The 22,941-nt window shown below is 68.4% G+C and carries 19 protein-coding genes; 10 read left to right on the forward strand and 9 right to left on the reverse strand.

Translation table 11 applies throughout. The features are described 5' to 3' along the window. Nucleotides 1–32: 32 nt before the first annotated feature. On the reverse strand, nucleotides 33–1,847 hold the full coding sequence (locus ACSFBC_RS14800) for a carboxylesterase/lipase family protein (RefSeq protein WP_435511075.1): 1,815 nt from the start codon (nucleotides 1,845–1,847) through the stop codon (nucleotides 33–35). A gap of 134 nt (nucleotides 1,848–1,981) precedes the next feature. Between ACSFBC_RS14800 and ACSFBC_RS14805 the strand changes: the two genes are divergently transcribed. The 7 genes from ACSFBC_RS14805 to ACSFBC_RS14835 all read left to right on the forward strand — a co-directional run bounded on the left by ACSFBC_RS14805 (nucleotide 1,982) and on the right by ACSFBC_RS14835 (nucleotide 7,286). Continuing rightward, nucleotides 1,982–3,076 carry an AraC family transcriptional regulator gene (locus tag ACSFBC_RS14805; RefSeq protein ID WP_435511076.1) on the forward strand — a complete coding sequence of 365 codons (1,095 nt, stop codon included), beginning with the start codon at nucleotides 1,982–1,984 and terminating at the stop codon, nucleotides 3,074–3,076. 72 nt (nucleotides 3,077–3,148) lie between these two features. Beyond that, on the forward strand, nucleotides 3,149–4,630 hold the full coding sequence (locus ACSFBC_RS14810; protein WP_435511077.1) for a protein adenylyltransferase SelO: 1,482 nt from the start codon (nucleotides 3,149–3,151) through the stop codon (nucleotides 4,628–4,630). After that, nucleotides 4,627–5,055, forward strand: coding sequence for a peptide-methionine (R)-S-oxide reductase MsrB (msrB, locus tag ACSFBC_RS14815; RefSeq protein ID WP_435511078.1), 429 nt, complete (start codon nucleotides 4,627–4,629; stop codon nucleotides 5,053–5,055). Before ACSFBC_RS14810 ends, msrB begins: the two co-directional genes overlap by 4 nt. 16 nt (nucleotides 5,056–5,071) lie before the next feature. Then, on the forward strand, nucleotides 5,072–5,614 hold the full coding sequence (locus ACSFBC_RS14820) for a septation protein A (RefSeq protein ID WP_435511079.1): 543 nt from the start codon (nucleotides 5,072–5,074) through the stop codon (nucleotides 5,612–5,614). Then, nucleotides 5,611–5,874, forward strand: coding sequence for a BolA family protein (locus tag ACSFBC_RS14825; RefSeq protein WP_435511080.1), 264 nt, complete (start codon nucleotides 5,611–5,613; stop codon nucleotides 5,872–5,874). The genes ACSFBC_RS14820 and ACSFBC_RS14825 overlap by 4 nt, the downstream gene beginning before the upstream one ends. 108 nt (nucleotides 5,875–5,982) lie before the next feature. Next, nucleotides 5,983–6,768, forward strand: a complete 786-nt coding sequence (locus tag ACSFBC_RS14830) for a foldase protein PrsA (RefSeq protein WP_435511081.1) — start codon at nucleotides 5,983–5,985, stop codon at nucleotides 6,766–6,768. 68 nt (nucleotides 6,769–6,836) lie between these two features. Then, nucleotides 6,837–7,286, forward strand: coding sequence for a hypothetical protein (locus ACSFBC_RS14835; protein ID WP_435511082.1), 450 nt, complete (start codon nucleotides 6,837–6,839; stop codon nucleotides 7,284–7,286). Between the two features lie 9 nt (nucleotides 7,287–7,295). Here the strand turns inward: ACSFBC_RS14835 and ygiD are convergent, their stop codons facing one another. Continuing rightward, nucleotides 7,296–8,159, reverse strand: a complete 864-nt coding sequence (gene ygiD, locus ACSFBC_RS14840; RefSeq protein ID WP_435511188.1) for a 4,5-DOPA-extradiol-dioxygenase — start codon at nucleotides 8,157–8,159, stop codon at nucleotides 7,296–7,298. Between the two features lie 114 nt (nucleotides 8,160–8,273). Then, nucleotides 8,274–12,284, reverse strand: a complete 4,011-nt coding sequence (gene purL, locus ACSFBC_RS14845; protein WP_435511083.1) for a phosphoribosylformylglycinamidine synthase — start codon at nucleotides 12,282–12,284, stop codon at nucleotides 8,274–8,276. Between the two features lie 189 nt (nucleotides 12,285–12,473). On the opposite strand from purL, the gene map reads away from it, so the two are divergent. Continuing rightward, entirely contained in the window at nucleotides 12,474–13,298 is an 825-nt protein-coding gene (gene map, locus ACSFBC_RS14850) for a type I methionyl aminopeptidase (RefSeq protein ID WP_435511084.1), read from the forward strand. Nucleotides 13,299–13,317: 19 nt separating this feature from the next. Beyond that, complete coding sequence (locus ACSFBC_RS14855) at nucleotides 13,318–15,924, forward strand: [protein-PII] uridylyltransferase (RefSeq protein WP_435511085.1); 2,607 nt, start codon at nucleotides 13,318–13,320, stop codon at nucleotides 15,922–15,924. Here the strand turns inward: ACSFBC_RS14855 and ACSFBC_RS14860 are convergent. From ACSFBC_RS14860 to ACSFBC_RS14870, 3 genes are read right to left on the reverse strand one after another with little or no spacing between them, the layout of a single operon-like run. Further along, a complete protein-coding gene (locus ACSFBC_RS14860; protein ID WP_435511086.1) occupies nucleotides 15,921–16,994 on the reverse strand; it encodes an amino acid ABC transporter permease in 1,074 nt (357 codons plus the stop codon). The two genes, ACSFBC_RS14855 and ACSFBC_RS14860, sit on opposite strands and share 4 nt — an antisense overlap. Beyond that, a complete protein-coding gene (locus ACSFBC_RS14865) occupies nucleotides 16,991–17,995 on the reverse strand; it encodes an amino acid ABC transporter permease (RefSeq protein WP_435511087.1) in 1,005 nt (334 codons plus the stop codon). Before ACSFBC_RS14865 ends, ACSFBC_RS14860 begins: the two co-directional genes overlap by 4 nt. Nucleotides 17,996–18,037: 42 nt before the next feature. Then, the gene (locus tag ACSFBC_RS14870) at nucleotides 18,038–19,072 is read right to left on the reverse strand and encodes an amino acid ABC transporter substrate-binding protein (RefSeq protein WP_435511088.1); all 1,035 of its coding nucleotides are present in this window, start codon (nucleotides 19,070–19,072) and stop codon (nucleotides 18,038–18,040) included. A 147-nt stretch (nucleotides 19,073–19,219) separates the two neighbouring features. On the opposite strand from ACSFBC_RS14870, the gene ACSFBC_RS14875 reads away from it, so the two are divergent. Beyond that, nucleotides 19,220–19,624: a DoxX family protein gene (locus ACSFBC_RS14875; protein ID WP_435511089.1), complete on the forward strand. Its 405-nt coding sequence runs from the start codon at nucleotides 19,220–19,222 to the stop codon at nucleotides 19,622–19,624. An 18-nt stretch (nucleotides 19,625–19,642) separates the two neighbouring features. Here the strand turns inward: ACSFBC_RS14875 and def are convergent, their stop codons facing one another. The 3 genes from def to ligA form a co-directional block, all read right to left on the reverse strand. Continuing rightward, nucleotides 19,643–20,182, reverse strand: a complete 540-nt coding sequence (gene def / locus ACSFBC_RS14880; RefSeq protein WP_435511090.1) for a peptide deformylase — start codon at nucleotides 20,180–20,182, stop codon at nucleotides 19,643–19,645. A gap of 28 nt (nucleotides 20,183–20,210) precedes the next feature. Next, on the reverse strand, nucleotides 20,211–20,669 hold the full coding sequence (locus ACSFBC_RS14885; protein WP_435511091.1) for a hypothetical protein: 459 nt from the start codon (nucleotides 20,667–20,669) through the stop codon (nucleotides 20,211–20,213). A gap of 121 nt (nucleotides 20,670–20,790) precedes the next feature. Next, nucleotides 20,791–22,884 (reverse strand): NAD-dependent DNA ligase LigA, encoded by a 2,094-nt coding sequence (gene ligA, locus ACSFBC_RS14890; protein WP_435511092.1) that lies wholly within the window; start codon nucleotides 22,882–22,884, stop codon nucleotides 20,791–20,793. Nucleotides 22,885–22,941: the final 57 nt, after the last annotated feature.

Consider the following 22,941-nt stretch of genomic DNA (forward strand, 5'->3'; position numbering starts at 1 on the left):
ACAATGACACAAACCCGCACTGCAGCAAACGCTCAGGGAGGCGCGGCAGCCTGCGACGTGATCTTCGCGACCGAAGGAGTGGCGTCGAGCAGCAATCGCGCCGGCCAGGGTGCCCAGGTGGCGCCCAGCGCCGGCGTGTTCGGGTCGCCGTTGCGCATGAAGGCGCCGACGCTGGCCATGACCGCGTTCGACAGCGCGATCCGCCCGGGCTTGTTGGCCTGGCTGAACTCGGCATTGGTGAGCAGGGCCGGGCCGAAGTTGCCGAAGACGAAGGCCAGGTCGAAGGCATGCGCCGCGCCGTAGACGTCGTTCCAAGGCGCCGGTGCCTGCGCCCAGTCGAAGCGGTAGTGCCAGATGTTCGACTGGTGCTTCTGCATCGCGCCGAGCAGGTTGTCCCGGTTGGCTTCGAACAGGCCGCGCGTGATCAGACCCGTGGCCGCGTTGTAGCCCGTCCCCGCTTTGTCTACCGGCAGGTAGAAAGGGTCGATGATGTTTTCCACGGCGAGCGTGGGCGGCGCATCGGGGTTGTAGTCGAACATCATCTTGAAGCGCGTGGCGTCGTCGACGATCCAGCCCGCCTTGAAGCCCGGGATGCCGAGCGAACCGAGCAGGCCCGCGAACAGCTTGCCTTCGTCGCGGGTGTTGCCCGTCAAGGCCGGCACCTGGATGTAGTTGCCGGCGGTGATGGCGCCGATCGGATCGAGCGGGATCACCGTGCCGTCTGGAATCGGATTGGCGCTGTTCAGGCCGGAAGCCTGCACCGTGCGCAGCAGCGCCTTGCCGTCCTGGGCGCGCAGGTAATCGGCCACCTGGGCGGTGGTGCGCGTCGCGAGGTAGGTGCGTGCGGCCGCGGCATCGACCGCAGTGCCATCGGCGACCAGCAGCTTTTCGAGCAGCGTCTCGCCCTGCTTCGTCGAGGCCGGCGACAGCGTGGGCAGCGTGCCGGGCGGCAGGTTGCTCGCCAGCGAGATCCCGCCGCTCATTTCGAAGACCTTGTGGAACAGGCCCTTGGCCATCGGCGAGGTCATGAGCGCCAGCAGGTTGGTGGCACCGGCCGATTCGCCCGACAGCGTGACGTTGCCCGCATCGCCGCCGAAATTCGCGGCATTGGCCTGGATGTAGCGCAGCGCCGCCAGGATGTCGAGCAGCGCGAAGTTGCCCGAGTCGTCACCCGCCGTGCCGCCGGGACGCAGCTGCGGCACGTTCAGGAAGCCCAGGATGCCGAGCCGGTAGTTGGTGGTGATGACCACTGCGTTGGCGGCCTTGGCCAGCGCCGCGCCGTCGTACAGCGGGTCGGCCGTGTAGCCCGAGATGTTGCTGCCGCCATGAACGAACAGCAGCACCGGCAGCTTCTTGTCGGTGGTGGCCGGGCGCCAGACGTTGACGTACAGGCAGTCTTCGCTGCCCACCGGCTGGCCCAGCGTGGCGCCGATGGTGGCGTCGTAGGTGTTGTTCTCGCCCGGGCCGAACAGGCGGCCGAGCTGCAGGCAGGCATTGCCGAACTTGGCGGCCGGACGGATGCCGCTCCAGGCCTCGGGCTCGACCGGCGCGCGCCAGCGCAGTGCGCCGACCGGCGGCTTGGCAAACGGAATGCCCTTCCAGGACCAGGTGCCGGAGCGCGCGCTGTCGTCCACGCCCTCGATCTTGCCCGCCGTGGTCTGACGCACCATGGGACCATCGGCTGCGGGGGGCGGTTCGACCGTCGGGGGCGTGGGGGGCGGGGTCGTCGGCGCGGCCTGCGAGGAGCCACCGGAACCGCCGCAGGCCGCGAGGGCCAGGCAGGCGGTCGCCGCCAATGTCGAAGCGAGCGCGCGGGCGCCCACCACTGTCTTCTTTGTCTCGTTCATTTTTGTTGTATCCACACCGGGTTAATCGGAATTTCTGGATTGGTGTCCGGTGACCCATACTGCGAAGCCATCGAACCCGTCGAAATTCTAGGAACGGTCGCCGTTTTCCCCGCTATCGCAAGCGAGCCAAAGCAATGACTTCAGGAGCCCAAATCTCTCGCCATCCGCGTCGGCCGGTGCGTCGACCCGGTTGTGCGCAACAGCCGGAACTGCGCACCAGCTCGGCCGCCTGGCTCGAGGGCGTGTTGTCGATGTTCGAGGCCGAGGGGCTCGACGTGCCGTCGCTGCTGCGCGATGCCGGCTTCGAGCCCGACTCGCTGCTGCGCCAGAACGCGCGCATCCCGGTCGACGAGATCACCGTGCTCTGGCAACTCGCGCTGGCCCGCGCCGGCAAGACCACGCTGGGCCTGCACCGCGACCTCGCCGCCACGCACAGCAAGCTGGGCACGGTCGGCCACGCGATGGCCTGCAGCCCCGACCTGGGTGCGGCGCTGGCGCGGCTGGCGCGCTACATGGCGGTGATCTCCGACGCGACCGCCTTTTCGCTGCAATCCGACACGCGCGGTTGCTGGCTGGTCATGGTGCACAACGGTGGCCGCCTGCCGATCCCGCGCCAGCGCGTCGAGTACGCGCTGCTGACCACGCTGATGCAATGCCAGTGGCTCACGCGGCGCGAACTGCAGCCGCTGGCCACGGAATTCGTCTACCCCACACCCGCCAGCGACCGACTGCACCGCGAGGCCTTCGGCTGCGACGTGGGCTTCAACGCGGTCGCCAACCGCATGCTGCTGTCGGAAGCCGACATGACGATGCCGCTGCCCACCCACCATCCGGCGCTGGGCGAGATGCAGGAACACCTGCTGGACGACCAGTTGAACCTGCTCGGGCAAACCACCACCAGCACCCTGGTGTGCGCCGAGATCGCGCGCCGGCTGCAGCAGGGCGAGCCGCGCCGGCAGGACGTGGCCGCCGGACTCGGGCTGGCCGAACGCACGCTGCAGCGCCGCCTGCAGGAAGAATCGGTGTCCTACCAGTCGCTGCTCGACCGCACGCGCCGCGAGCTGGCGCAGCAGTACCTGGCCGAAGACCGCCACACGCTGACCGACGTGGCCGACCTGCTGGGCTTCGTCGACAGCAGCAACTTCTTCCGGGCCTGCAAGCGCTGGTTCGGCCTGCCGCCTGCGCAGTACCGGGCGCGGATCTGGCACACGCCCTCCCTCAGCCATTGAACGATTGACGGGCCCCGGCGCGGGGATGGCCCGCTCGGCCTGGGGTTTCGCGCTCTGCCGGACAATCGGCCCATGAGCCTGCTTGCCGAAGACCTCGACGTCGCCGACCTGGGATTGCGCTGGAAGCCCGGCTTCACCACCCTGGGCCCTGCCTTTTTCACCGCCCTGCGGCCCACCCCGCTGCCCGCACCCTACTGGGTCGGCCACAGCGACGCGGTGGCGCGCGAGCTGGGCCTGCCCACCGACTGGCGGCAATCGGACCGCACGCTCGCGGCGCTGACCGGCAGCCTGCCGATCGCTGGCACCCAGCCCTACGCCACGGTCTACAGCGGCCACCAGTTCGGCGTCTGGGCCGGCCAGCTGGGCGACGGCCGTGCGATCGCCATCGGCGAAACCGAGGGCGGCCTCGAGATCCAGCTCAAGGGCGCGGGGCGCACACCCTACTCGCGCGGCGGCGACGGCCGTGCCGTGTTGCGCTCGAGCATCCGCGAATTCCTCTGCAGCGAAGCCATGCACGGCCTGGGCATCCCCACCACGCGCGCGCTCAGCGTGACCGGCTCCGACCAGCCGGTGCGGCGCGAGACGCTGGAAACCGCTGCGGTCGTGGCGCGGGTCGCGCCCAGCTTCATCCGCTTCGGCCACTTCGAGCATTTCGCGGCCGCCGAGCGCATCGACGAGCTGCGCGCGCTGGCCGACCACGTGATCGACCGCCATTACCCTGCCTGCCGCCACACCGAACGTTTCGGCGGCAATGCCTACGCGGCCTTCCTCGAAGCCGTGAGCGAACGCACCGCCGCGCTGCTGGCCCGCTGGCAGGCGGTGGGTTTCTGCCATGGCGTGATGAACACCGACAACATGAGCATCCTCGGGCTCACCATCGACTACGGCCCATTCCAGTTTCTCGACGGTTTCGACCCGGCCCACATCTGCAACCACAGCGACACCCAGGGCCGCTACGCCTTCAACCAGCAGCCCAACGTGGCCTACTGGAACCTGTTCTGCCTGGCCCAGGCGCTGCTGCCGCTGATCGGCGACCAGGAACTGGCGATCGCGGCCCTCGCGTCCTATAAAGCCGTCTTCCCGCGCGAATTCGACGCCCGCATGGGCGCCAAGCTGGGTCTTTCAGATGCCGGCGAGGCCGACCGCCCGCTGGTCGACGGCGTCCTGCGCGTGCTGGCCGCCGAGCGCACCGATTGGACGATCTTCTGGCGCCGGTTGTCCGACGCGGTGGCCACGGGCGATCTGCAGCCGGTGCGCGACCTGTTCGTCGACCCCGCGGGCATCGATGCCTGGCTCGCCACCTTCACGCAACGGCACGCCGGCCTCCCCTCGGCCCCCGCCGGTGCGGCGATGCGCGCCGCCAACCCGAAATTCGTGCTGCGGAACCACCTGGGCCAGCAGGCGATCGAATCGGCCGCGGCCAAGGACTTCTCGGGCGTCGCCACCTTGCTGAAGCTGCTCGAAACCCCATTTGAAGAACACGCCGGCCACGACGCCTCTGCCGGTTTCCCGCCCGATTGGGCCTCCACGATCGAAATCAGCTGCTCCTCATGACCTCCTCTTCATCCCCCAAGATCCAGAAGACCGATGCCGAATGGAAGGCGTTGCTGGCCGAGAAAGGCGCCGAGCGCGCCGCTTTCGAGGTCACGCGCCACGCCGCGACCGAGCGCCCCTTCACCGGCAAGTACGAAGCCCACTGGGAGGACGGCACCTACCATTGCGTGTGCTGCGGCGCCAAGCTGTTCGAGGCCGCGACCAAGTTCGACGCCGGCTGCGGCTGGCCCAGCTTCTCGGAAGAAGCCGTGCCGGGCGCCATCACCGACATCGTCGACCGCTCGCACGGCATGACGCGCACCGAGAATGTGTGCACCCAGTGCGGCGCCCACCTCGGCCATGTGTTTCCGGACGGCCCCACGCCGACCGGGTTACGCTACTGCATGAATTCGGCCTCGCTGGATTTCGAACCCCGCAAGGACTGACGCCTCCCCGCTCCGCATGAAACTGATCCTCGACTTCTTCCCCATCCTGCTGTTCTTCGGCGCCTACAAGCTGGCCGACATCTATGTCGCGACCGGCGTGCTGATGGGCGCCACCGTGCTGCAGATGGCCATCACCTACGCCATCGAACGCAAGCTGCAGACCATGCAGAAGGCGACGCTGGTGCTGATCCTGCTGTTCGGCACGCTGACGCTGGTGCTGCACGACGACCGCTTCATCAAGTGGAAGCCGACCGTGCTGTACGGCGCCATGGCGATCGCGCTGGCCGTCGCGCTGTGGGGCTTCCGCAAGAACTTCCTGCAGGCCATGCTGGGCGCACAGCTGCAGCTGCCGCAGCGCATCTGGACGCACCTCAACGTCGCATGGATCGGCTATTGCCTCTTCATGGCGGTCATCAACGGCTACGTCGCGCTGTACTTCAGCACCGAGGCCTGGGTCAACTTCAAGCTCTGGGGCTATGCCTTCCCGATCGTGTTCCTGATCGCGCAAGGGCTCTACATCTCGCCCCACCTCAAGTCCGAAGACACGCCCGCCGCATGACGCTCTACACCGCCGCCCAGCTGGACGCGGTGCTGCGTGAAAAACTGCAGCCCACGGCCCTCGAAGTGATCGACGAAAGCGCCGCGCATGCGGGCCATGCAGGCGCCGGCGCCGAGGGCTACGGCACCCATTTCAGGGTCCGCATCGCCAGCCTCGAATTCGCCGGAAAGCCCCGCGTGGCGCGGCATCGGCTTGTGTATGATGCGCTGCACTTTTTCATCGACGAGGGCGTTCACGCCATCGCCATCGAAACGCTCTGAGCCGCACGATTTCCTCCGCGGACCGCCCTCTCCTACGGCGGCACGAGTCACCCCCTTTCACCCCTGCGCTTTGCGCGATCTCACCCTGCGAGTCCTGAGGACCATTTCATGAAACAACCTACCTTGAAGACCCTGGCGGCAGCCCTCGTGCTGAGCGCAGCTTCCGTCGGCGCGTTTGCGCAAAATGTGGCGATCGTCAACGGCAAGGCCGTGCCCAAGGCCCGCATGGAAGTGCTCGCCCAACAGCTGGCCGCTGCCGGCCGCCCGGTAACGCCGGAAATGGAACCGCAATTGCGCGAAGAAGTCATCGCCCGCGAAGTGTTCATGCAGGAAGCCCAGAAGCTGAGCCTGGACGCCAGCGACGACTACAAGAGCCAACTCGAACTCGCCCGCCAGGCCATCCTGATCCGCACCCTGTTCGACAACTACCGCAAGACCCATCCGGTGACCGATGCCGACGTGCAGGCCGAGTACGACAAGTTCGTGGCGGCCAACGGCGGCAAGGAATACAAGGCGCGCCACATCCTGGTGGAAACCGAGGACGAAGCCAAGAAGATCATTGCCGATCTGAAGAAGGGTGCGAAGTTCGAGGACATCGCCAAGAAGCAGAGCAAGGACCCGGGATCGGGCGCCAACGGCGGCGACCTCGACTGGGCCAACCCCGCGAGCTTCGTGCCCGAGTTCTCGGAAGCCATGATCAAGCTGGGCAAGGGCGAGACCACGCCGGCCCCGATCAAGTCGCAGTTCGGCTACCACATCATCCGCGTCGACGACGTCCGCCAGGCCGAGCTGCCGAAGATCGACGAAGTCAAGCCGCAGATCACGCAGCAGCTGCAACAGCAGCGCCTGCAGAAGTATCAAGAAGAGCTGCGCGCCAAGGCAAAGATCGAGTGATCGACGGCTGAGCTCGTGTAAAAGGCGGCCTCGTGCCGCCTTTTCTTTTTCCCGATCCACGAGGTCCCATGAGAACTTCCATTTGCTTGGCCGGCGTGGCGCTGTGGGCGCTGCTGAACGCTTCCGCCGGCGCCCAGCCCGCACCGGAGCGCTGGCAAGCGCTCGAAGGCATGCAGTTCGGCAACGACGTGCGTGGCATCTACGTCGATCGCCGCGGGCTGGTGGAAGTCCAGAACCACAACACCGACGACGACCGCGCCTACCCGGCCGTGCTGGTGCTGGTCGACATGGAGAAGGAACGCGACGCCGGCCTGCTGGGCAGCTACCGCTCGCTGGCCTACCTGGTGGCCATCGACTGCCGCGGCCGCCGCGCCCAGAACGTGCAGAGCCGGCTCTATGCGCAGAACGGCGGCGTCGAGCGCACCGCGATCATGGGCACGCTGTCGATGTGGTCGTGGGAGCCGAAGCAGGCCACCGACCCGCGCATGGCGCGGCCGCTGCTGCAGCGCTATTGCTGAGCGCCGCGTTCAGCCCCAGACGACCGAACGCATCGAGATGGAGGCCGACTGGAAGTCGGCGTTGAAGAAGCGCGGCGCTTCCTTGCCGGCATCGACGGCGCCGGCTGCATAGAGCAGCGGCAGGTAGTGCTCGTGCGTCGGATGCGCCTGCTGCGCCACGGCGCCCAGCGACTGGAAGCGCGGCAGCGACGCGAGGTCGCCCTTCTCCAGTTGCTCGGCCACGATGCGGTCGAAGGCATGGGCCCAGTCGTAGGCCTGGTCCGGGGCCGTGCCGCGGCGCGTCACGCGCAGGTTGTGCACCAGGTTCCCGCTGCCCACGATCAGCACGCCGCGCTCGCGCAAGGCCTTGAGCTGCCGGCCCAGCATCGCGTGCTCGGCCGGCGGGCGGCTGTAGTCCATGCTCAGTTGCATCACCGGGATCTGCGCCTGCGGGAACATCGGCTTCAGCACCGACCAGGTGCCGTGGTCGAAGCCCCAGTCCTCGCGATCCAGGCCCAGCGCTGCGCCGCTCAGCGGCTGGCGCACGGCCTGCGCGATCTCCGCGGCCGCCGCCGGCGCACCGGGCGCCGGGAACTGCTGGTCGAACAGCTCCTGCGGGAAGCCGCCGAAGTCGTGGATAGTCTTGGGCTTCGCCATCGCGGTGAGGAACCAGCCGCCCTGCGTGAGCCAGTGGGCCGACACGCAGAGGATCAGTTGCGGCGTCGGGTATTGGCGGCCGAACTCCGCGCCCAGCGCCTGCCAGCTGCGCCGGTAGGCGTTGTCGCCGATCGCGTTCATCGGGCTGCCATGGCCGAGGAACAGTACCGGCATGCGCGGCGACTTCTTCAGGGCGCGAAAGGGCTCGGCCGCCGACACGTCGGTCAGCGCAAGCATGGCGCCCAGGGCACCCACAAAGTCACGGCGATTCAGCATCGGGCGATCATCGGGGCGGCCGCGGGCGAGCGCTGTGCGCCAGCGCACACGACACGACCAAAGGTCGGCGTGAGCTCAGCCGACCCACTTCCGCGCATTGCGCCAGATCTGCATCCACGGGCTGAGCCCGCTCTTGTCTTCCGAGGTCCAGCTCATCTGGATGTTGCGGAACACACGCTCCGGATGCGGCATGACCGCGGTGAAGCGGCCGTCCGCCGTCGTGACCGAGGTCAGGCCGCCCGCGCTGCCGTTCGGATTGAACGGGTACTGCTCGGTCGGTTGACCGTGGTTGTCGACATAGCGCATGGCCGCGATGGCCTTCGTCGCGTCGCCGCGGTGTTTGAAGTTCGCATAGCCCTCGCCGTGCGCCACCGCGATCGGCAGGCGGCTGCCGGCCAGGCCGCCGAAGAAGATGCTGGGCGACTCCAGCACCTCGACCATCGCCAGGCGGGCCTCGAAGCGCTCGCTCTGGTTGGTGGTGAAGCGTGGCCAGGCTTCGGCGCCCGGGATAATGTCGGCCAGTTCGGCGAACATCTGGCAGCCGTTGCACACGCCCAGGCCGAAGGTGTCGGCGCGGCCGAAGAAGGCCTGGAACTGGTCGGAGAGCTTGGGGTTGAAGGTGATGCTGCGCGCCCAGCCGATGCCCGCGCCCAGCGTGTCGCCGTAGCTGAAGCCGCCGCAGGCGACCACGCCCTTGAAGTCGGCCAGGTCGGCGCGGCCGGTCTGCAGATCGGTCATGTGGACATCGAAGGACTCGAAGCCGGCCTCGTTGAAGGCATAGGCCATCTCGACATGCGAATTGACGCCCTGCTCGCGCAGGATCGCGACCTTGGGCCGCGACTGCAGGATGGCCGGCGCCGCCAGCGGCGCATTCGGCAGGAACACGTGCAGGCCCGGGTTCGAAGGCTCGCCGGCCGCGGCATGCTCGGCATCGGCACAGGCCGGGTTGTCGCGCTCGCGCGCGATCTTCCAGCTGACCGAATCCCAGACCTGGTACAGGTCGTGCAGCGTGGCGCTGAACACCGACTTGGCATCGCGCCAGACTTCGAGCTTGCCCTTGCCCACGTCCAGCGCCGAAGCCTCGGGACGGGTCTTGCCGACAAAGTGGCTGTGGGTGCTCAGGCCGTGGGCCCGCAGCAGCTGCATCACCTCGTTGCGTTCGGCCGTGCGCACCTGCAGCACCATGCCCAGTTCCTCGCTGAACAGGGCCTTGAGCGTGAGTTCCTCGCGCCGTGCGCTGACCTGCTGCGCCCAGTTCTTGGCGTCGCCGGTTTCCATGCGGCTGTCGGAGATGCCGTCGCCTTCGGTGACCAGCATGTCGACATTGAGCGCCACGCCGACCTGGCCCGCGAAGGCCATCTCGCAGGCGGCTGCGAACAGGCCGCCGTCGCTGCGGTCGTGCAGCGCGAGGATCTTGCCTTCGGCGCGCAGCGCGTTCACCGCCTTGACCAGGTTCACCAGGTCTTCGGGATGGTCGAGGTCGGGCACGGTGTCGCCGCTCTGGCCCAGCGTCTGCGCCAGGATGCTGCCCGCCATGCGGTGCTGGCCACGGCCCAGGTCGATCAGCACCAGCGTGGTGTCGGCCTCGTCGCGGTTCAATTGCGGCGTGAGCGTGCCCCGCACGTCGGTCAGCGTGGCGAAGGCGGTGACGATCAGGCTCACCGGTGAAGTGACCTTCTTCTTCTCGGCGCCGTCCGACCACTGCGTGCGCATCGACAGCGAATCCTTGCCGACCGGAATCGAAACGCCCAGTGCCGGGCACAGCGCGAGGCCGACCGCCTTCACGGTTTCGTACAGCGCGGCGTCTTCACCGGCTTCGCCGCAGGCGGCCATCCAGTTGGCCGAGAGCTTGACGCGCGAGAGTTCGATCGGTGCGGCCAGCAGGTTGGTGATGGCCTCGGCCACCGCCATGCGGCCGGAGGCGGGCGCGTCGATCGCAGCCAGCGGTGTGCGCTCGCCCATGCTCATGGCCTCGCCCGCAAAGCCGCTGTAGTCGGCCAGCGTGACCGCGCAATCGGCCACCGGCACCTGCCAGGGGCCGACCATCTGGTCGCGGTGGCTCAAGCCGCCGACGGTGCGGTCGCCGATGGTGATCAGGAAGCGCTTCGAGGCCACGGTCGGGTGCGAGAGCACGTCGATCGCGGCCTTCTGCAGCGACACGCCGGTCAGGTCGAGCGGCTTGAACTTGCGCGCGATGGTCTTCACGTCGCGCAGCATCTTGGGCGGCTTGCCCAGCAGCACGTCCATCGGCATGTCGACGGGTTGAGCCTGCGCGCCTTCATCGGCCACCAGCAGCTGGCGCTCCTCGGTCGCCACGCCCACCACCGAGAACGGGCATCGCTCGCGTTCGCAGAAGGCCTTGAACTGCGCGAGCGATTCGGGTGCGATGGCCAGCACGTAGCGTTCCTGGCTCTCGTTGCACCAGATTTCCTTGGGCGCCATGCCCGATTCTTCGAGCGGCACCGCGCGCAGGTCGAAGCGCGCGCCGCGGCCGGCGTCGTTGGTCAGTTCGGGGAAGGCGTTGCTCAGGCCGCCCGCACCCACATCGTGGATCGCCAGGATCGGGTTGGCCGCGCCCTGCTGCCAGCAGTGGTTGATGACCTCCTGCGCGCGGCGTTCGATCTCGGGGTTGCCGCGCTGCACCGAGTCGAAATCGAGCTCGGCCGCGTTGGCGCCGGTGGCCATCGAGCTGGCGGCACTGCCGCCCATGCCGATGCGCATGCCCGGGCCGCCCAGCTGGATCAGCAGCGAACCCGCGGGGAACAGGATCTTCTTGGTCTGCGCGGCGTCGATGCTGCCGAGGCCGCCCGCGATCATGATGGGCTTGTGGTAGCCGCGCTGCACGGTGTCCGCATCGCTCTCGATCGCCTGCTCGTACTCGCGGAAGTAGCCGAGCAGGTTGGGCCGGCCGAATTCGTTGTTGAACGCGGCGCCGCCCAGCGGGCCCTCGGTCATGATCTGCAGTGGGCTCGCGATGTGGGCGGGCTTGCCGTAGTGCCCTTCCTCGGGCCAGAGCTTGGACACGGTGAAGCCGGTCAGGCCGGCCTTGGGCTTGGAGCCGCGGCCGGTCGCGCCCTCGTCGCGAATCTCGCCGCCGGCGCCGGTCGAGGCGCCCGGGAACGGGGAGATGGCGGTCGGGTGGTTGTGCGTCTCGACCTTCATCAGCACATGGCTCAGCGCGCTTTCCTTGTCGTAGCGGCCGCCGGTCGCACCCGCGCGCGCCACGAAGCGCTCGATCTGCGAGCCTTCCATGATCGACGCGTTGTCGGCGTAGGCCACCACGGTGTGCTGCGGGTTCTGCTTCTCGGTGTGGCGGATCATGCCGAACAGGCTGATCGGCTGCTGCTCGCCATCGATCACGAAGTCGGCGTTGAAGATCTTGTGGCGGCAGTGCTCGCTGTTGGCCTGCGCGAACATCATGAGCTCGACGTCGCTGGGGTTGCGCCCGAGCCTGGTGAAGGCCTCGACCAGGTAGTCGATCTCGTCCTCGGCCAGCGCCAGGCCGAAGGCCGTGTTGGCCGAGACCAGTGCCGAGCGGCCGCCGCCCAGCACGTCGACCTGCGCCATCGGCTGCGCGTCGAGCTCGGCGAACAGCGCCGCGGCGCCGTCGAGCGCGGGCAGCACCGATTCGGTCATGCGGTCGTGCAGCAGGCCGGCCACGGCCAGCAGCTTCTCGCCTTCGAGCACCGGCGCCTTGCCGATCAGCGGCGACTTCAGGCTCAGGTGGTACTGCACCACGCGCTCGACGCGGCGCAGCGCCAGGCCGCAGTTGTGGGCGATGTCGGTGGCTTTCGACGCCCAGGGCGACACGGTGCCCAGGCGCGGCGTCACGATCAGCTCGGTCGCGCTTCGGGGTGCCGCGAAAGGCTCGCCGTAGCTCAGCAGGGCCAGGAAGCGCTCGCGCGCGGCGGTGTCGGGGGCGGCATCGGTCACGACCAGATGGACGAAGCGGGCCGCGATGGCCTCGATCTTCGGCTCGATGGCCTGCAGCCGGGGCAGCAGCTGGCGCGCGCGGAATTCACTGAGTGCGCTGCCGCCCTCGAACACGGTCACGACGGGTTGGGCGGTGTGGGATGGCTGCGTCACGGTCGGATGGGCTGGCGGGGCCGGCTGGGCTGGTGGTGAATGAAGAAAACGGCAAACGCACCGGAGAGTCGCTGACTGGGGCCCTCCGTGGAAACCCCGAATTTTAGCCGCCGGGCCACACCGCCGGCCGGCCAGAGGTCATGCGCGCACGCGCCGGCCCGCTCCGATGCCGGATGGGATAATTCCGCCATGAGCATTACCTATCACGACGCGGCAGGCATTGCGGCCATGCGCGCAGTCGGCCGCCTGACCTCGGAGGTGCTGGACTACCTCACCCCGTTCATCAAGCCCGGCATCACCACGAACGAAATCGACCGCCTCGCCTCGGAATTCATGGTCCGGCAGGGCACCACCTCGGCCACGGTCGGCTACATGGGTGCCAGCTCGGTGCCCTTCCCCAAGTCGCTGTGCACCTCGGTCAACCACGTGGTGTGCCACGGCATCCCGAACGACAAGCCCCTGAAGAAGGGCGACATCATGAACATCGATGTCACCGTCATCAAGGACGGCTGGTTCGGCGACAACAGCCGCATGTTCGTCATCGGCGACGCCTCGATCGCCGCCAGGCGGCTGTGCTCGGTGACCTACGAAGCGATGTGGCACGGCATCCTGCAGGTGCGCCCCGGCGCCCATCTGGGCGACGTGGGCCACGCGATCCAGAAGTTCGCCGAGGCCCAGGGCTATTCGGTGGTGCGGGAGTTCTGCGGCCACGGCGTGGGCCAGAAATTCCACGAGGAGCCGCAGGTGCTGCACTACGGCCGCCCGGGCACCATGGAAGAACTCAAGCCCGGCATGATCTTCACCATCGAGCCGATGATCAACGCCGGCAAGCGCGACATCAAGGAAGACGCCAAGGGCGGCCAGTACGACGGCTGGACCATCGTCACGCGCGACCATTCGCTGTCGGCCCAGTGGGAGCACAGCGTGCTGGTGACCGAGACCGGCTACGAGGTCCTGACGCTGTCGGCGGGCAGCCCGCCGCTGCCGTCCTTCGTGACCGCGACGGCCACCTGATCCCCCGGGAGACGCGCACGTGATCGAAGTCGCCAACACGGTCGACGTGGCGTCCTTGCGCGAAGCCCATCGTGCGCAGAAGCTCGCGCTGTTCGACACGCTGCGCCACGGCCACGCACCCACGCGCAGCGTCCATGCCACGCTACGGCAGTTCTCGGCGCTCGCCGACGAAACGCTGACCACGCTGTGGGACGATGCCGGCTTCGGCAACGACCTGGCGCTGGTCGCGGTGGGCGGCTTCGGCCGCGGCGAGCTGTTCCCCTGCTCCGACGTCGACGTGCTGCTGCTGCTGCCGGAAGTGCATGCCTCGAACGTCGATCCGACGCGGCTCGAAGCCTTCATCGGCCGCTGCTGGGACGCGGGCCTGGAGATCGGTTCCAGCGTGCGCACGCTGGAGGAATGCCTGGACGAGGCGGCCAAGGACGTCACGGTCCAGACCTCCTTGCTCGAATCGCGTCTGATCACCGGCGACAAGAAGCTCTACGCGGCGTTCCGCAAGCGCTTCTGCGCGGCCATCGACCCGCAGGCCTTCTTCGCTGCCAAGTCGCAGGAGATGCGGCACCGCCACCAGAAGTTCGACGACACGCCCTACGCGCTCGAACCCAACTGCAAGGAATCGCCGGGCGGCCTGCGCGACCTGCAGACCGTGCTCTGGATGACCAAGGCCGCGGGCTTCGGCAAGCGCTGGGAAGACCTGGCGAAGAACGGACTCGCCACCGCCTTCGAGGTGCAGCAGATCAAGCGCAACGAGGCGCTGCTGAGCCTGATCCGCGCGCGCCTGCACGTCACGGCCAACCGCCGCGAGGACCGGCTGGTGTTCGACCTGCAGACGGCCGTGGCCGCCACTTTCGGCTACGAGGGCCTGTCGCAGCGCAAGGCCAGCGAGGCGCTGATGCGGCGCTACTACTGGGCCGCCAAGGCGGTCACGCAGTTGAGCCAGATCCTGCTGCTCAACATCGGCGAGCGGCTCAAGCCGCAGGCCGAGGAGCCGACCCCGATCAACGAGCGCTTCTTCGAGAAGGCCGGGATGATCGAGGTGGCGAGCGACGACCTGTACCTGAAGCATCCGCACGCGGTCCTCGAGACCTTCCTGCTCTACCAGAAGACCATCGGCGTGAAGGGCCTGTCGGCCCGCACGCTGCGCGCGCTCTACAACGCACGCTCGGTGATGGACGCCAGGTTCCGCAACGACCCGGCCAACCAGGCCACCTTCATGCGGATCCTGCAGCAGCCGCGCGGCATCACGCATGCGTTCCGGCTGATGAACCAGACCTCGGTGCTGGGGCGCTACCTGCGCCCGTTCCGCGACATCGTGGGCCAGATGCAGCACGACCTGTTCCACGTCTACACGGTCGACCAGCACATCCTGATGGTGCTGCGCAACGTGCGGCGCTTCTTCATCGCCGAGCATGCGCACGAGTACCCCTTCTGCTCGCAGCTCGCGGCCGGCTGGGACAAGCCCTGGATGCTCTACGTGGCGGCGTTGTTCCACGACATCGCCAAGGGCCGCGGCGGCGACCACTCGACGCTGGGCGCGCGCGACGTGCAGCGCTTCTGCCGGCTGCATGCCGTGAGCCGCGAAGACTCGAAGCTGATCGAGTTCCTGGTGACCGAGCACCTGACCATGAGCACGGTGGCGCAGAAGCAGGACCTGAGCGACCCCGAGGTGATCGCCGCGTTTGCCAAGCGCGTGGGCAGCGAGCGCTACCTGACGGCCCTGTACCTGCTGACCATCGCCGACATCCGTGGCACCTCGCCGCGCGTGTGGAACGCGTGGAAGGGCAAGCTGCTCGAGGATCTCTACCGCGCCACCTCGCGCGCGCTGGGCGGCCACCTGCCCGACCCCGACGCCGAGATCGAGGCCCGCAAGCGCGAGGCGCTGGTGCAGCTCGCGCTGCACGCCATGCCCTTCGAGGTGCACAAGGCCCTGTGGGAGACGCTGGACGTGGGCTACTTCATGCGCCACGACGCGTCGGAGATCGCCTGGCACACCAAGCAGCTGTCGCGCCACGTGCCGCACAAGGGCGTGCCGGTCGACCCGAAGGCGCCGCCGATCGTGCGGGCGCGGCTGTCGCCGGTGGGCGAAGGCCTGCAGGTGGTGGTCTACACACCCGACCAGCGCGACCTGTTCGCGCGCATCTGCGGCTACTTCGACCAGTCGTCGTTCAGCATTCTCGATGCCAAGATCCACACCGCCACCAACGGCTATGCGCTCGACACCTTCCAGATCGTCACGGCCTATGCGCCCGAGCACTACCGCGACCTGATCAGCATGGTCGAGACCGGCCTGGCCAAGACGCTGGCCGAGGCCGGCCCGCTGCCGGCCCCGAGCATGGGCCGCGTGTCGCGCCGCGTGCGCAGCTTCCCGATCCAGCCGCGCATCAGCCTGATCCCCGATGACAAGGCCCAGCGCTGGCTGCTGAGCATCTCGGCCAGCGACCGCGCGGGCCTGCTCTACTCGGTGGCGCGCGTGCTGGCGCGGCACCAGCTGAACCTGCAACTGGCCAAGGTCACGACCCTGGGCGAACGGGTGGAAGACACCTTCCTGCTCAGCGGGCCCGAATTGCAGGGTCAACGCGCGCAGCTCGCGATCGAGACGGAGCTGATCGAGGCGCTTTCGGCTTAGGGTCGGTTGCCCGCCCCCAGCCTGCGCTCGAGCCACGCGCTGTAGCGCGACAGGCCGAAGCACATCACCCAGTACACCAGCGCGAGGAACAGGTAGCCCTCGAGGTAGAACGGCCGCCAGGTCGGGTCGCCGCCCAGCGCCAGGCCGAGCGCGCCGGTGAGCTCGAACAGCCCGACCACGGTGACCAGCGAGGTGTCCTTCAACGTGCCCACCACGTTGTTCGTGAGGGCCGGCACCACCAGCCGCAGCGCCTGCGGCAGCACCACGTCGCGCTGCACCGGCCAACGGCCGAAGCCCAGCGCCACCGCGGCATCGGTCTGCCCGCGCGGCACGGCCTGCAGGCCGCCGCGGATGATCTCGGCCAGGTAGGCCGCGACGAACAGCGACAGCCCCGCGAGCACGCGCACCAGCACGTCGGGCTGCCAACCCGCCGGCCACAGCAGCGGCAGCAGGAAGGAGGCCATGAACAGCACCGAGATCAGCGGCACGCCGCGCACCAGCTCGATGTAGGTCGCACACAGCGCGCGCGCCGCGGGCCATTGCGAGCGGCGGCCGAGCGCGAGCAGCAACGCCAGCGGAAACGCCATCGCGAGCCCGACCACCGCCAGGCCGATGGTCAACGGCAGGCCACCCCAGCGGTTGGTCGGCACGTAGGCCAGGCCGGCCACGCCGCCGCGCATCAGCACCACGAACAGCGCCAGCGCCAGCACCCACAGCGGCAGCAGCCACCAGCGCCAGCTGCGCGGCCAGGCGCTCAGCAGCGTGACCGCCGACAGCACGACGACGGCCACGGCCGGCCGCCACTGCGCCTCGTAGGGATAGCGGCCGAACAGCATCGGCCGCCACTTCTCGGCCACCACGCCCCAGCAGGCGCCGTGGCGCACCGCGCGGCAGGCCTCGGCATCGGCACGGAACACCGCATGCAGCACGGCCCACTCGAAGGCATGCACCGCGGCCCAGCCGATCGCGAGCAGCAGCAGCACCGAAGCCAGCGCGCGCCAGGGCGAACCGAACAGCTCGGCGGTCCAGCGTTTCGACGCACCGGCGAGCGGCGGCGGCGCCGTGCTCATTGCCAGCCCCGCAGCGCGACACGCGCGTTGTAGAAGTTCATCACGGCCGAAATGGCCAGCGACAGCAGCAGGTAGACGAGCATCACGACCGCGATGCATTCGAAGGCGCGGCCGGTGGCGTTGAGCGAGGTGTTGGCCACCGAGACCAGCTCGGGGTAGCCCACGGCCACCGCCAGCGAAGAGTTCTTGGTCAGGCTCAGCAGCTGGTTGGTCAGCGAGGGCACGATCACGCGCAGCGCCTGCGGCAGCACCACGATGCGCAGCTGCTGCCCCGACGACAGGCCCAGCGCCTGCGCCGCGAGCTTCTGGCCGGACGACACCGACGCGATGCCCGCGCGCACGATCTCGGCCACGAAGGCCGCGGTGTAGAGCGCGAGCGCGCCCACCACCGCCAGGTACTCGGGGCTCAGCGCGGCACCGCCCGTGACGTTGAAGCCGCCCTGCTCGGGCCAGTCGAGCCCGCGGGGCCAGAACGCGCCGGGCTCGCGCAGCGGCCAGGGCATCGCGAGCCCGCCCTTGCTGAGCCAGACGCCCGGCAGCAGTTCGATCGCTTCCATCGAGTCCGGCAGCAGCTGGGTCAGCGCGAAGTACAGCATCAGCATCTGCACCAGCAACGGCACGTTGCGCACGGTGTCGACGTACACCGCGCACAGGCCGCGCAGCAGCGCATGCGGCGCCAGCCGGCCGATGCCCAGCAGCGTGCCGAACGCCACGGCGATCACTGCGGCCGGCACGGCGGCGCGCACGGTGTTGATCAGCCCTGCGAGAAAGGCACGCCAGAAGGGCTGGCCCGAATCGAAATCGAGCCAGCCTTCGGAGATGTCGAAGCCGGCCGACTGCGACAGGAAGTCGAAGCCCGAGCGCACGCCGCGCGCCCGCAGGGTCTCGAGCGCGTGGTGCACGAGCCAGAAGGCGCCACCCGCCACGGCCGCGATCAGCAGCAGTTGCAGCGCGCGCCCGCGCCAGACGGCACGGCGCGATGCCGGGAGAAAATCGCTCATCCGCTCACTGCCCGCGCAGTTGATTCAAGCGGCCCGACGCGATCACCGGACCGGCAGCGCGTAGAGAAGGCCGCCCTTGTTCCAGAGGTTGTTCGCACCGCGCGGCAGCTTGAGCACGGACTTCGGTCCGACGTTGCGCTCGAAGATCTCGCCGTAGTTGCCCACGGCCTTGATCGCGCGATAGGACCAATCCTTGTCCAGACCCAGCAGCTTGCCCAGATCGTCGCCGCTGCCCACCAGCCGCTGCTGCGCCGGGTCCTTGCTGCTGCGCTTGAGCTCGTCGATGTTGGCCTGCGTGATGCCGGCTTCCTCGGCCTCGATCAGCGCGTTGGGCACCCACTTCACGATCGCGAACCACTCGTCGTCGCCGCGGCGCACGAGGGGCGCGAGCGGTTCCTTGGAGATCAGCTCGGGCAGGATGAGGTAGTCGTCGGGGTTCGGTGCTTCCTTGTTGCGCAGGCCGGCCAGCGCCGAGGTGTCGGTGGTGAAGGCCTGGCAGCGACCCGCGAAGAAGGCCTTGAACGAGGCCTCGAAGCTCTCGAACACCACGGTCTTGACTGGAATGCCCTGCGCCTTCGACCAGTCGGCCACGTTCTTCTCGTTGGTGGTGCCCGACTGCGTGCAGATGGTCGCGCCCTTGAGCTGCTTGGCGCTCGTGACCTTGATCTTCTTGGGCACCAGGAAGCCCTGGCCGTCGTAGTAGTTGATGGTGGTGAAGTGGAAGCCCAGCGACGCGTCGCGCGTGAGGTTCCAGGTCGTGTTGCGCGCCAGGATGTCGACTTCGCCGGCCTGCAGCGCGGAGAAGCGCTGTTGCGAATTCAGCGGCACGAACTCGACCTTCTTCGCATCGCCGAGCACGGCGGCCGCGACGGCGCGGCAGGTGTCGACGTCCAGGCCCGACCAGTTGCCCTGGGTGTCGGGCGCGGAGAAGCCGGCCACACCGTTGGTGACGCCGCACTTGACGCTGCCCCGCTGCTTGACGGTGTCGAGCACCTTGCCGGCGAAGGCGGGCGCGGCGCTGGCCAGTGCAAGGGTGGCGGCCAGGGTGGCCAGAGCGGGGCGAAACGTTGTGTTCATGGGCAGGAATTCCTCAAAAGACGGCCCGCGCAGTTTACGGGCCGGGCCGTCTCTCTGCAGCGCGCGAGCGGCGGAGGCCCATCGATCGGCGAAATCGCCCGAACATGGACCACAATGCGGCCCTCTAGGCTTGAAAGGATTTTCGACATGACCCGTTCCGACGACACCGGAAAACTCGTCCTGCGCTTGGCGCTGGGCATCCTGATCCTGCTGCACGGCATCGCCAAGCTCAGCACGGGCGTCACCGGCGTGGGGGGCATGCTGGCTTCGCACGGCCTGCCCTCTGTGCTGGCCTATTTGGTCTACATCGGCGAGATCGTCGCACCGGCCCTGGTGATCATCGGCTTCTACACCCGCCCCGCCGCGCTGGTCATCGCCATCAACATGGTCGTCGCGATCTGGCTGGCGCACCTGGGTGACCTGTTCTCACTGGGCAAGAGCGGCGGCTGGGCCCTCGAACTGCAGGGCATGTTCCTGTTCGGCGCGATCGCGGTGGCCTTCCTGGGTGCGGGTCGCCTGAGCGTGGGCGGCGTCGCCGGCAAATACAACTGAGCCGGACGCGGGTCTCGTTCAGTCGTCGTCCGACGCGTCGAGACCCGGGAACAGCACTTCGGTGAACCCGAAGCGCGTGAAATCGCGCACGCGCATGGGGTACAGCTTGCCCAGCAGGTGGTCGACTTCGTGCTGCACCACCCGCGCATGGAAGCCGCTCACGGTGCGGTCCACCGGATCGCCGTACAGGTCGAAGCCGGTGTAGCGGATGTTCGCAAAGCGCGGCACCACGCCGCGCAGGCCGGGCACCGACAGGCACCCTTCCCAACCCTCTTCCTCTTCGTCGCTCAAGGGCGTGATGACCGGATTGAGCAGCACGGTGCGAGGAACCACCGGTGCATCGGGATAACGGGGATTCGGCTCCCCGGTCCCGAAGATCACGATCTGCTGATCCACACCGATCTGCGGCGCGGCCAGCCCGGCGCCGTTGACCGCATGCATGGTCTCGAACATGTCGCGCACCAGCAGGTGCAGTTCGTCGGTGTCGAAGGCGGCCACCGGCTGCGCGATCCGCAGCAGGCGCGGATCGCCCATCTTCAGGATGTCTCTGACGGTCACGATCGATCGCTGCGCCGTTGTCCGAACTTCAATTGACGTACTGGCCGTTCGGTTGCACCGGCGACGGCGAACCTGGGGCGACCTGAGGATAGCCCGAGGACGGTGCCGGGCGGTTCGGCCGCACGACCGGCGGGCGCGGATCGGGACGGTTCGGGCGGTCCACGTTCTGCGGCGGCCGGTTCGGGCGGTAGCCGGGGCGGTGGTCGCGGTCACGATCTCGGTAGTCGCCACGGTAGTCGCCGCGGTAATCGGGGCGGCGGTAGTAGCCGCCGTTCACGTAGACCGGCGGTTGCTGGACGATGACCGGGGCCGTGCCGGGGTAGTAGCCGCCCTCGTAGGCGTTGTAGCCGCCACCATAACCATAGCCACCACTGCTGTAGCCGCCGCCGTCATAGTAGGTTCCCGCGGGATAGGCCGCACATCCGGCCAGCACCACCACGGCGCTCAGGCCCAGACCCATCACCAACCGACGCATGTTCATCTTCATAGCGATCTCCTTATTTCAACGCCATTCGGCGCCAAAAATACATTCTGCTGACGTCGCTTGCGCAAAGCGCGGTAACGCAACGTAAGGCGGCCCTGCGAAACCTGGCGATTCCGTGCAGGGTTCACGGAAGAGAGGGGGTCTCGAGCAGCATCTGCAGCATGCCCCCTTCATCGATCACCGCCACACCCAACAAGTTCGCCTTTTCGAGCTTGCTTCCCGCCTCGGCGCCGGCAACGAGGTAATCGGTCTTCTTGCTGACCGAGCCGGCCACCTTGGCGCCGGCCGCCTCCAGTTTGTCCTTCGCCTCGTCTCGCGAGAGCGTAGGCAATGTACCGGTGATCACGAAGGTCTTGCCCGCGAGCGGTTTCAACGCGCGCGGCGCGGGCTCGCCCTCTTCCCACTGCACGCCGCTGGCACGCAGCTGCTCGACCACCTCGCGGTTGTGCGGCTGGTCGAAGAAGGTGCGCAGGCTGGTCGCAACCACGGGGCCGACGTCGGCCACCTCGAGCAACTGGTCCTCGCTGGCGTCCATGATCGCGTCGAGCTTGCCGAAATGGCGCGCCAGTTCCTTGGCCGTGCTCTCGCCGATGTGGCGGATGCCCAGGCCGAACAGGAAGCGCGGCAGCGTGGTCTTCTTCGACGCCTCGAGCGCCGCGATGAGGTTGTTCGCCGACTTGTCGGCCATGCGATCGAGCCCGGCGAGCGTGACGAAGCCCAGCTTGTAGAGATCGGGCAGCGTGCGGATCAGTTGCGCATCCACCAGCTGCTCGACCAGCTTGTCGCCCAGGCCTTCGATGTCGAGCGCGCGGCGCGCGGCGAAATGCAGGATCGCCTCCTTGCGCTGCGCCGCGCAAAACAGGCCGCCGGTGCAACGGTAGTCGACCTCGTCCTCCTCGCGCACCGCATCGGAACCGCAGACCGGGCAATGGTGCGGCATGGTGAACAGCGCGCCGCGCTGCTCCGCGGGCCGCGCCGCGCTCTCGGGCGTGACGCCCACCACCTCGGGGATCACGTCGCCGGCGCGCCGCACGATCACGGTGTCGCCCACGCGCACGTCCTTGCGGCGCGCCTCGTCCTCGTTGTGCAGCGTCGCGTTGGTCACGGTCACGCCGCCGACGAACACCGGCGCCAGCTTGGCCACGGGCGTGAGCTTGCCGGTGCGGCCCACCTGGACCTCGATCGCCAGCACCTCGGTCAGTTGCTCCTGCGCCGGGTACTTGTGCGCCACGGCCCAGCGCGGCTCGCGCGAAACGAAGCCCAGCTGCCGCTGCAACGCGACGCTGTCGACCTTGTAGACCACGCCGTCGATGTCGTAGGGCAAGGCATCGCGCGTGCGGCCCGTGAGCTCGTGGAAGGCCACCAGCGCCTCGGCACCGCCGGCGCGCGCGGTCTGCATCGCCACCGGGAAGCCCCAGGCGCGGAACTGCTCGAGCCAGTCGAACTGCGTCGCGCAGTCGGGCCCGCCCTGCTCGGGCGTCGACACCTCGCCCAGGCCGTAGGCGAAGAAGCTCAGCGGCCGTTCGCGCGCGATCGCGGGATCGAGCTGGCGCACCGCACCGGCCGCGGCGTTGCGCGGGTTGACGAAGACCTTCTCGTTCTTCTGCCCGGCCGCGATCCGGTCGCGCTGGCGGTCGTTGAGCGCCTCGAAATCGTCGCGCCGCATGTAGACCTCGCCGCGCACCTCGACCACCGGCGGTGGCGCGTCGCCGTGCAGGCGCAGCGGGATCTGCGCGATGGTGCGGATGTTCTGCGTGACCTCCTCGCCGATCTCGCCGTCGCCGCGCGTCGCGGCCTGCACCAGCACGCCGTGCTCGTAGCGCAGGTTCATCGCCAGGCCGTCGAACTTGAGCTCGCAGACATAGGCCACCGGCGGCGCGTCCTCGGCCAGGCCGAGTTCCTTGCGCACCCGCGCATCGAAGGCGATCGCTCCGCCGGCCGTGATGTCGGTTTCGGTGCGGATCGACAGCATCGGCACCCGGTGGCGCACCTTGACGAAGCCGTCGAGCACCTGGCCGCCCACGCGCTGCGTGGGCGAGTCGGCGGTGCGCAGTTCGGGGTGCTCGGCCTCCAGGGCCTGGAGTCGCTGGAACAGCTTGTCGTATTCGGCGTCCGGCAGTGCCGGCGCATCGAGCACGTAGTAGAGGTGCGCGTGATGGCGGAGCGTCTCGCTCAACGCGGCGGCTTCGCGCGCGGCATTTTCGTCAGGGGCAGTCATGGCAACAGGAGAACGCGGTCAGGAACGGGCACAGCGCGCTCCGGCGAGGCCCGACCG

It is taken from the genome of Variovorax frigidus (genome assembly GCF_051216515.1).
Lineage (GTDB): Bacteria > Pseudomonadota > Gammaproteobacteria > Burkholderiales > Burkholderiaceae_C > Variovorax.

What these genes read in the sequence shown, in the direction of transcription:
- ACSFBC_RS14800 (WP_435511075.1), bottom strand. Translation starts at nt 1,847, where the DNA reads ATGAACGAGACAAAGAAGACAGTGGTGGGCGCCCGCGCGCTCGCTTCG.
- ACSFBC_RS14805 (WP_435511076.1), top strand. Translation starts at nt 1,982, where the DNA reads ATGACTTCAGGAGCCCAAATCTCTCGCCATCCGCGTCGGCCGGTGCGT.
- ACSFBC_RS14810 (WP_435511077.1), top strand. Translation starts at nt 3,149, where the DNA reads ATGAGCCTGCTTGCCGAAGACCTCGACGTCGCCGACCTGGGATTGCGC.
- msrB (WP_435511078.1), top strand. Translation starts at nt 4,627, where the DNA reads ATGACCTCCTCTTCATCCCCCAAGATCCAGAAGACCGATGCCGAATGG.
- ACSFBC_RS14820 (WP_435511079.1), top strand. Translation starts at nt 5,072, where the DNA reads ATGAAACTGATCCTCGACTTCTTCCCCATCCTGCTGTTCTTCGGCGCC.
- ACSFBC_RS14825 (WP_435511080.1), top strand. Translation starts at nt 5,611, where the DNA reads ATGACGCTCTACACCGCCGCCCAGCTGGACGCGGTGCTGCGTGAAAAA.
- ACSFBC_RS14830 (WP_435511081.1), top strand. Translation starts at nt 5,983, where the DNA reads ATGAAACAACCTACCTTGAAGACCCTGGCGGCAGCCCTCGTGCTGAGC.
- ACSFBC_RS14835 (WP_435511082.1), top strand. Translation starts at nt 6,837, where the DNA reads ATGAGAACTTCCATTTGCTTGGCCGGCGTGGCGCTGTGGGCGCTGCTG.
- ygiD (WP_435511188.1), bottom strand. Translation starts at nt 8,159, where the DNA reads ATGCTTGCGCTGACCGACGTGTCGGCGGCCGAGCCCTTTCGCGCCCTG.
- map (WP_435511084.1), top strand. Translation starts at nt 12,474, where the DNA reads ATGAGCATTACCTATCACGACGCGGCAGGCATTGCGGCCATGCGCGCA.
- ACSFBC_RS14860 (WP_435511086.1), bottom strand. Translation starts at nt 16,994, where the DNA reads ATGAGCACGGCGCCGCCGCCGCTCGCCGGTGCGTCGAAACGCTGGACC.
- ACSFBC_RS14865 (WP_435511087.1), bottom strand. Translation starts at nt 17,995, where the DNA reads ATGAGCGATTTTCTCCCGGCATCGCGCCGTGCCGTCTGGCGCGGGCGC.
- ACSFBC_RS14870 (WP_435511088.1), bottom strand. Translation starts at nt 19,072, where the DNA reads ATGAACACAACGTTTCGCCCCGCTCTGGCCACCCTGGCCGCCACCCTT.
- ACSFBC_RS14875 (WP_435511089.1), top strand. Translation starts at nt 19,220, where the DNA reads ATGACCCGTTCCGACGACACCGGAAAACTCGTCCTGCGCTTGGCGCTG.
- ACSFBC_RS14885 (WP_435511091.1), bottom strand. Translation starts at nt 20,669, where the DNA reads ATGAAGATGAACATGCGTCGGTTGGTGATGGGTCTGGGCCTGAGCGCC.
- ligA (WP_435511092.1), bottom strand. Translation starts at nt 22,884, where the DNA reads ATGACTGCCCCTGACGAAAATGCCGCGCGCGAAGCCGCCGCGTTGAGC.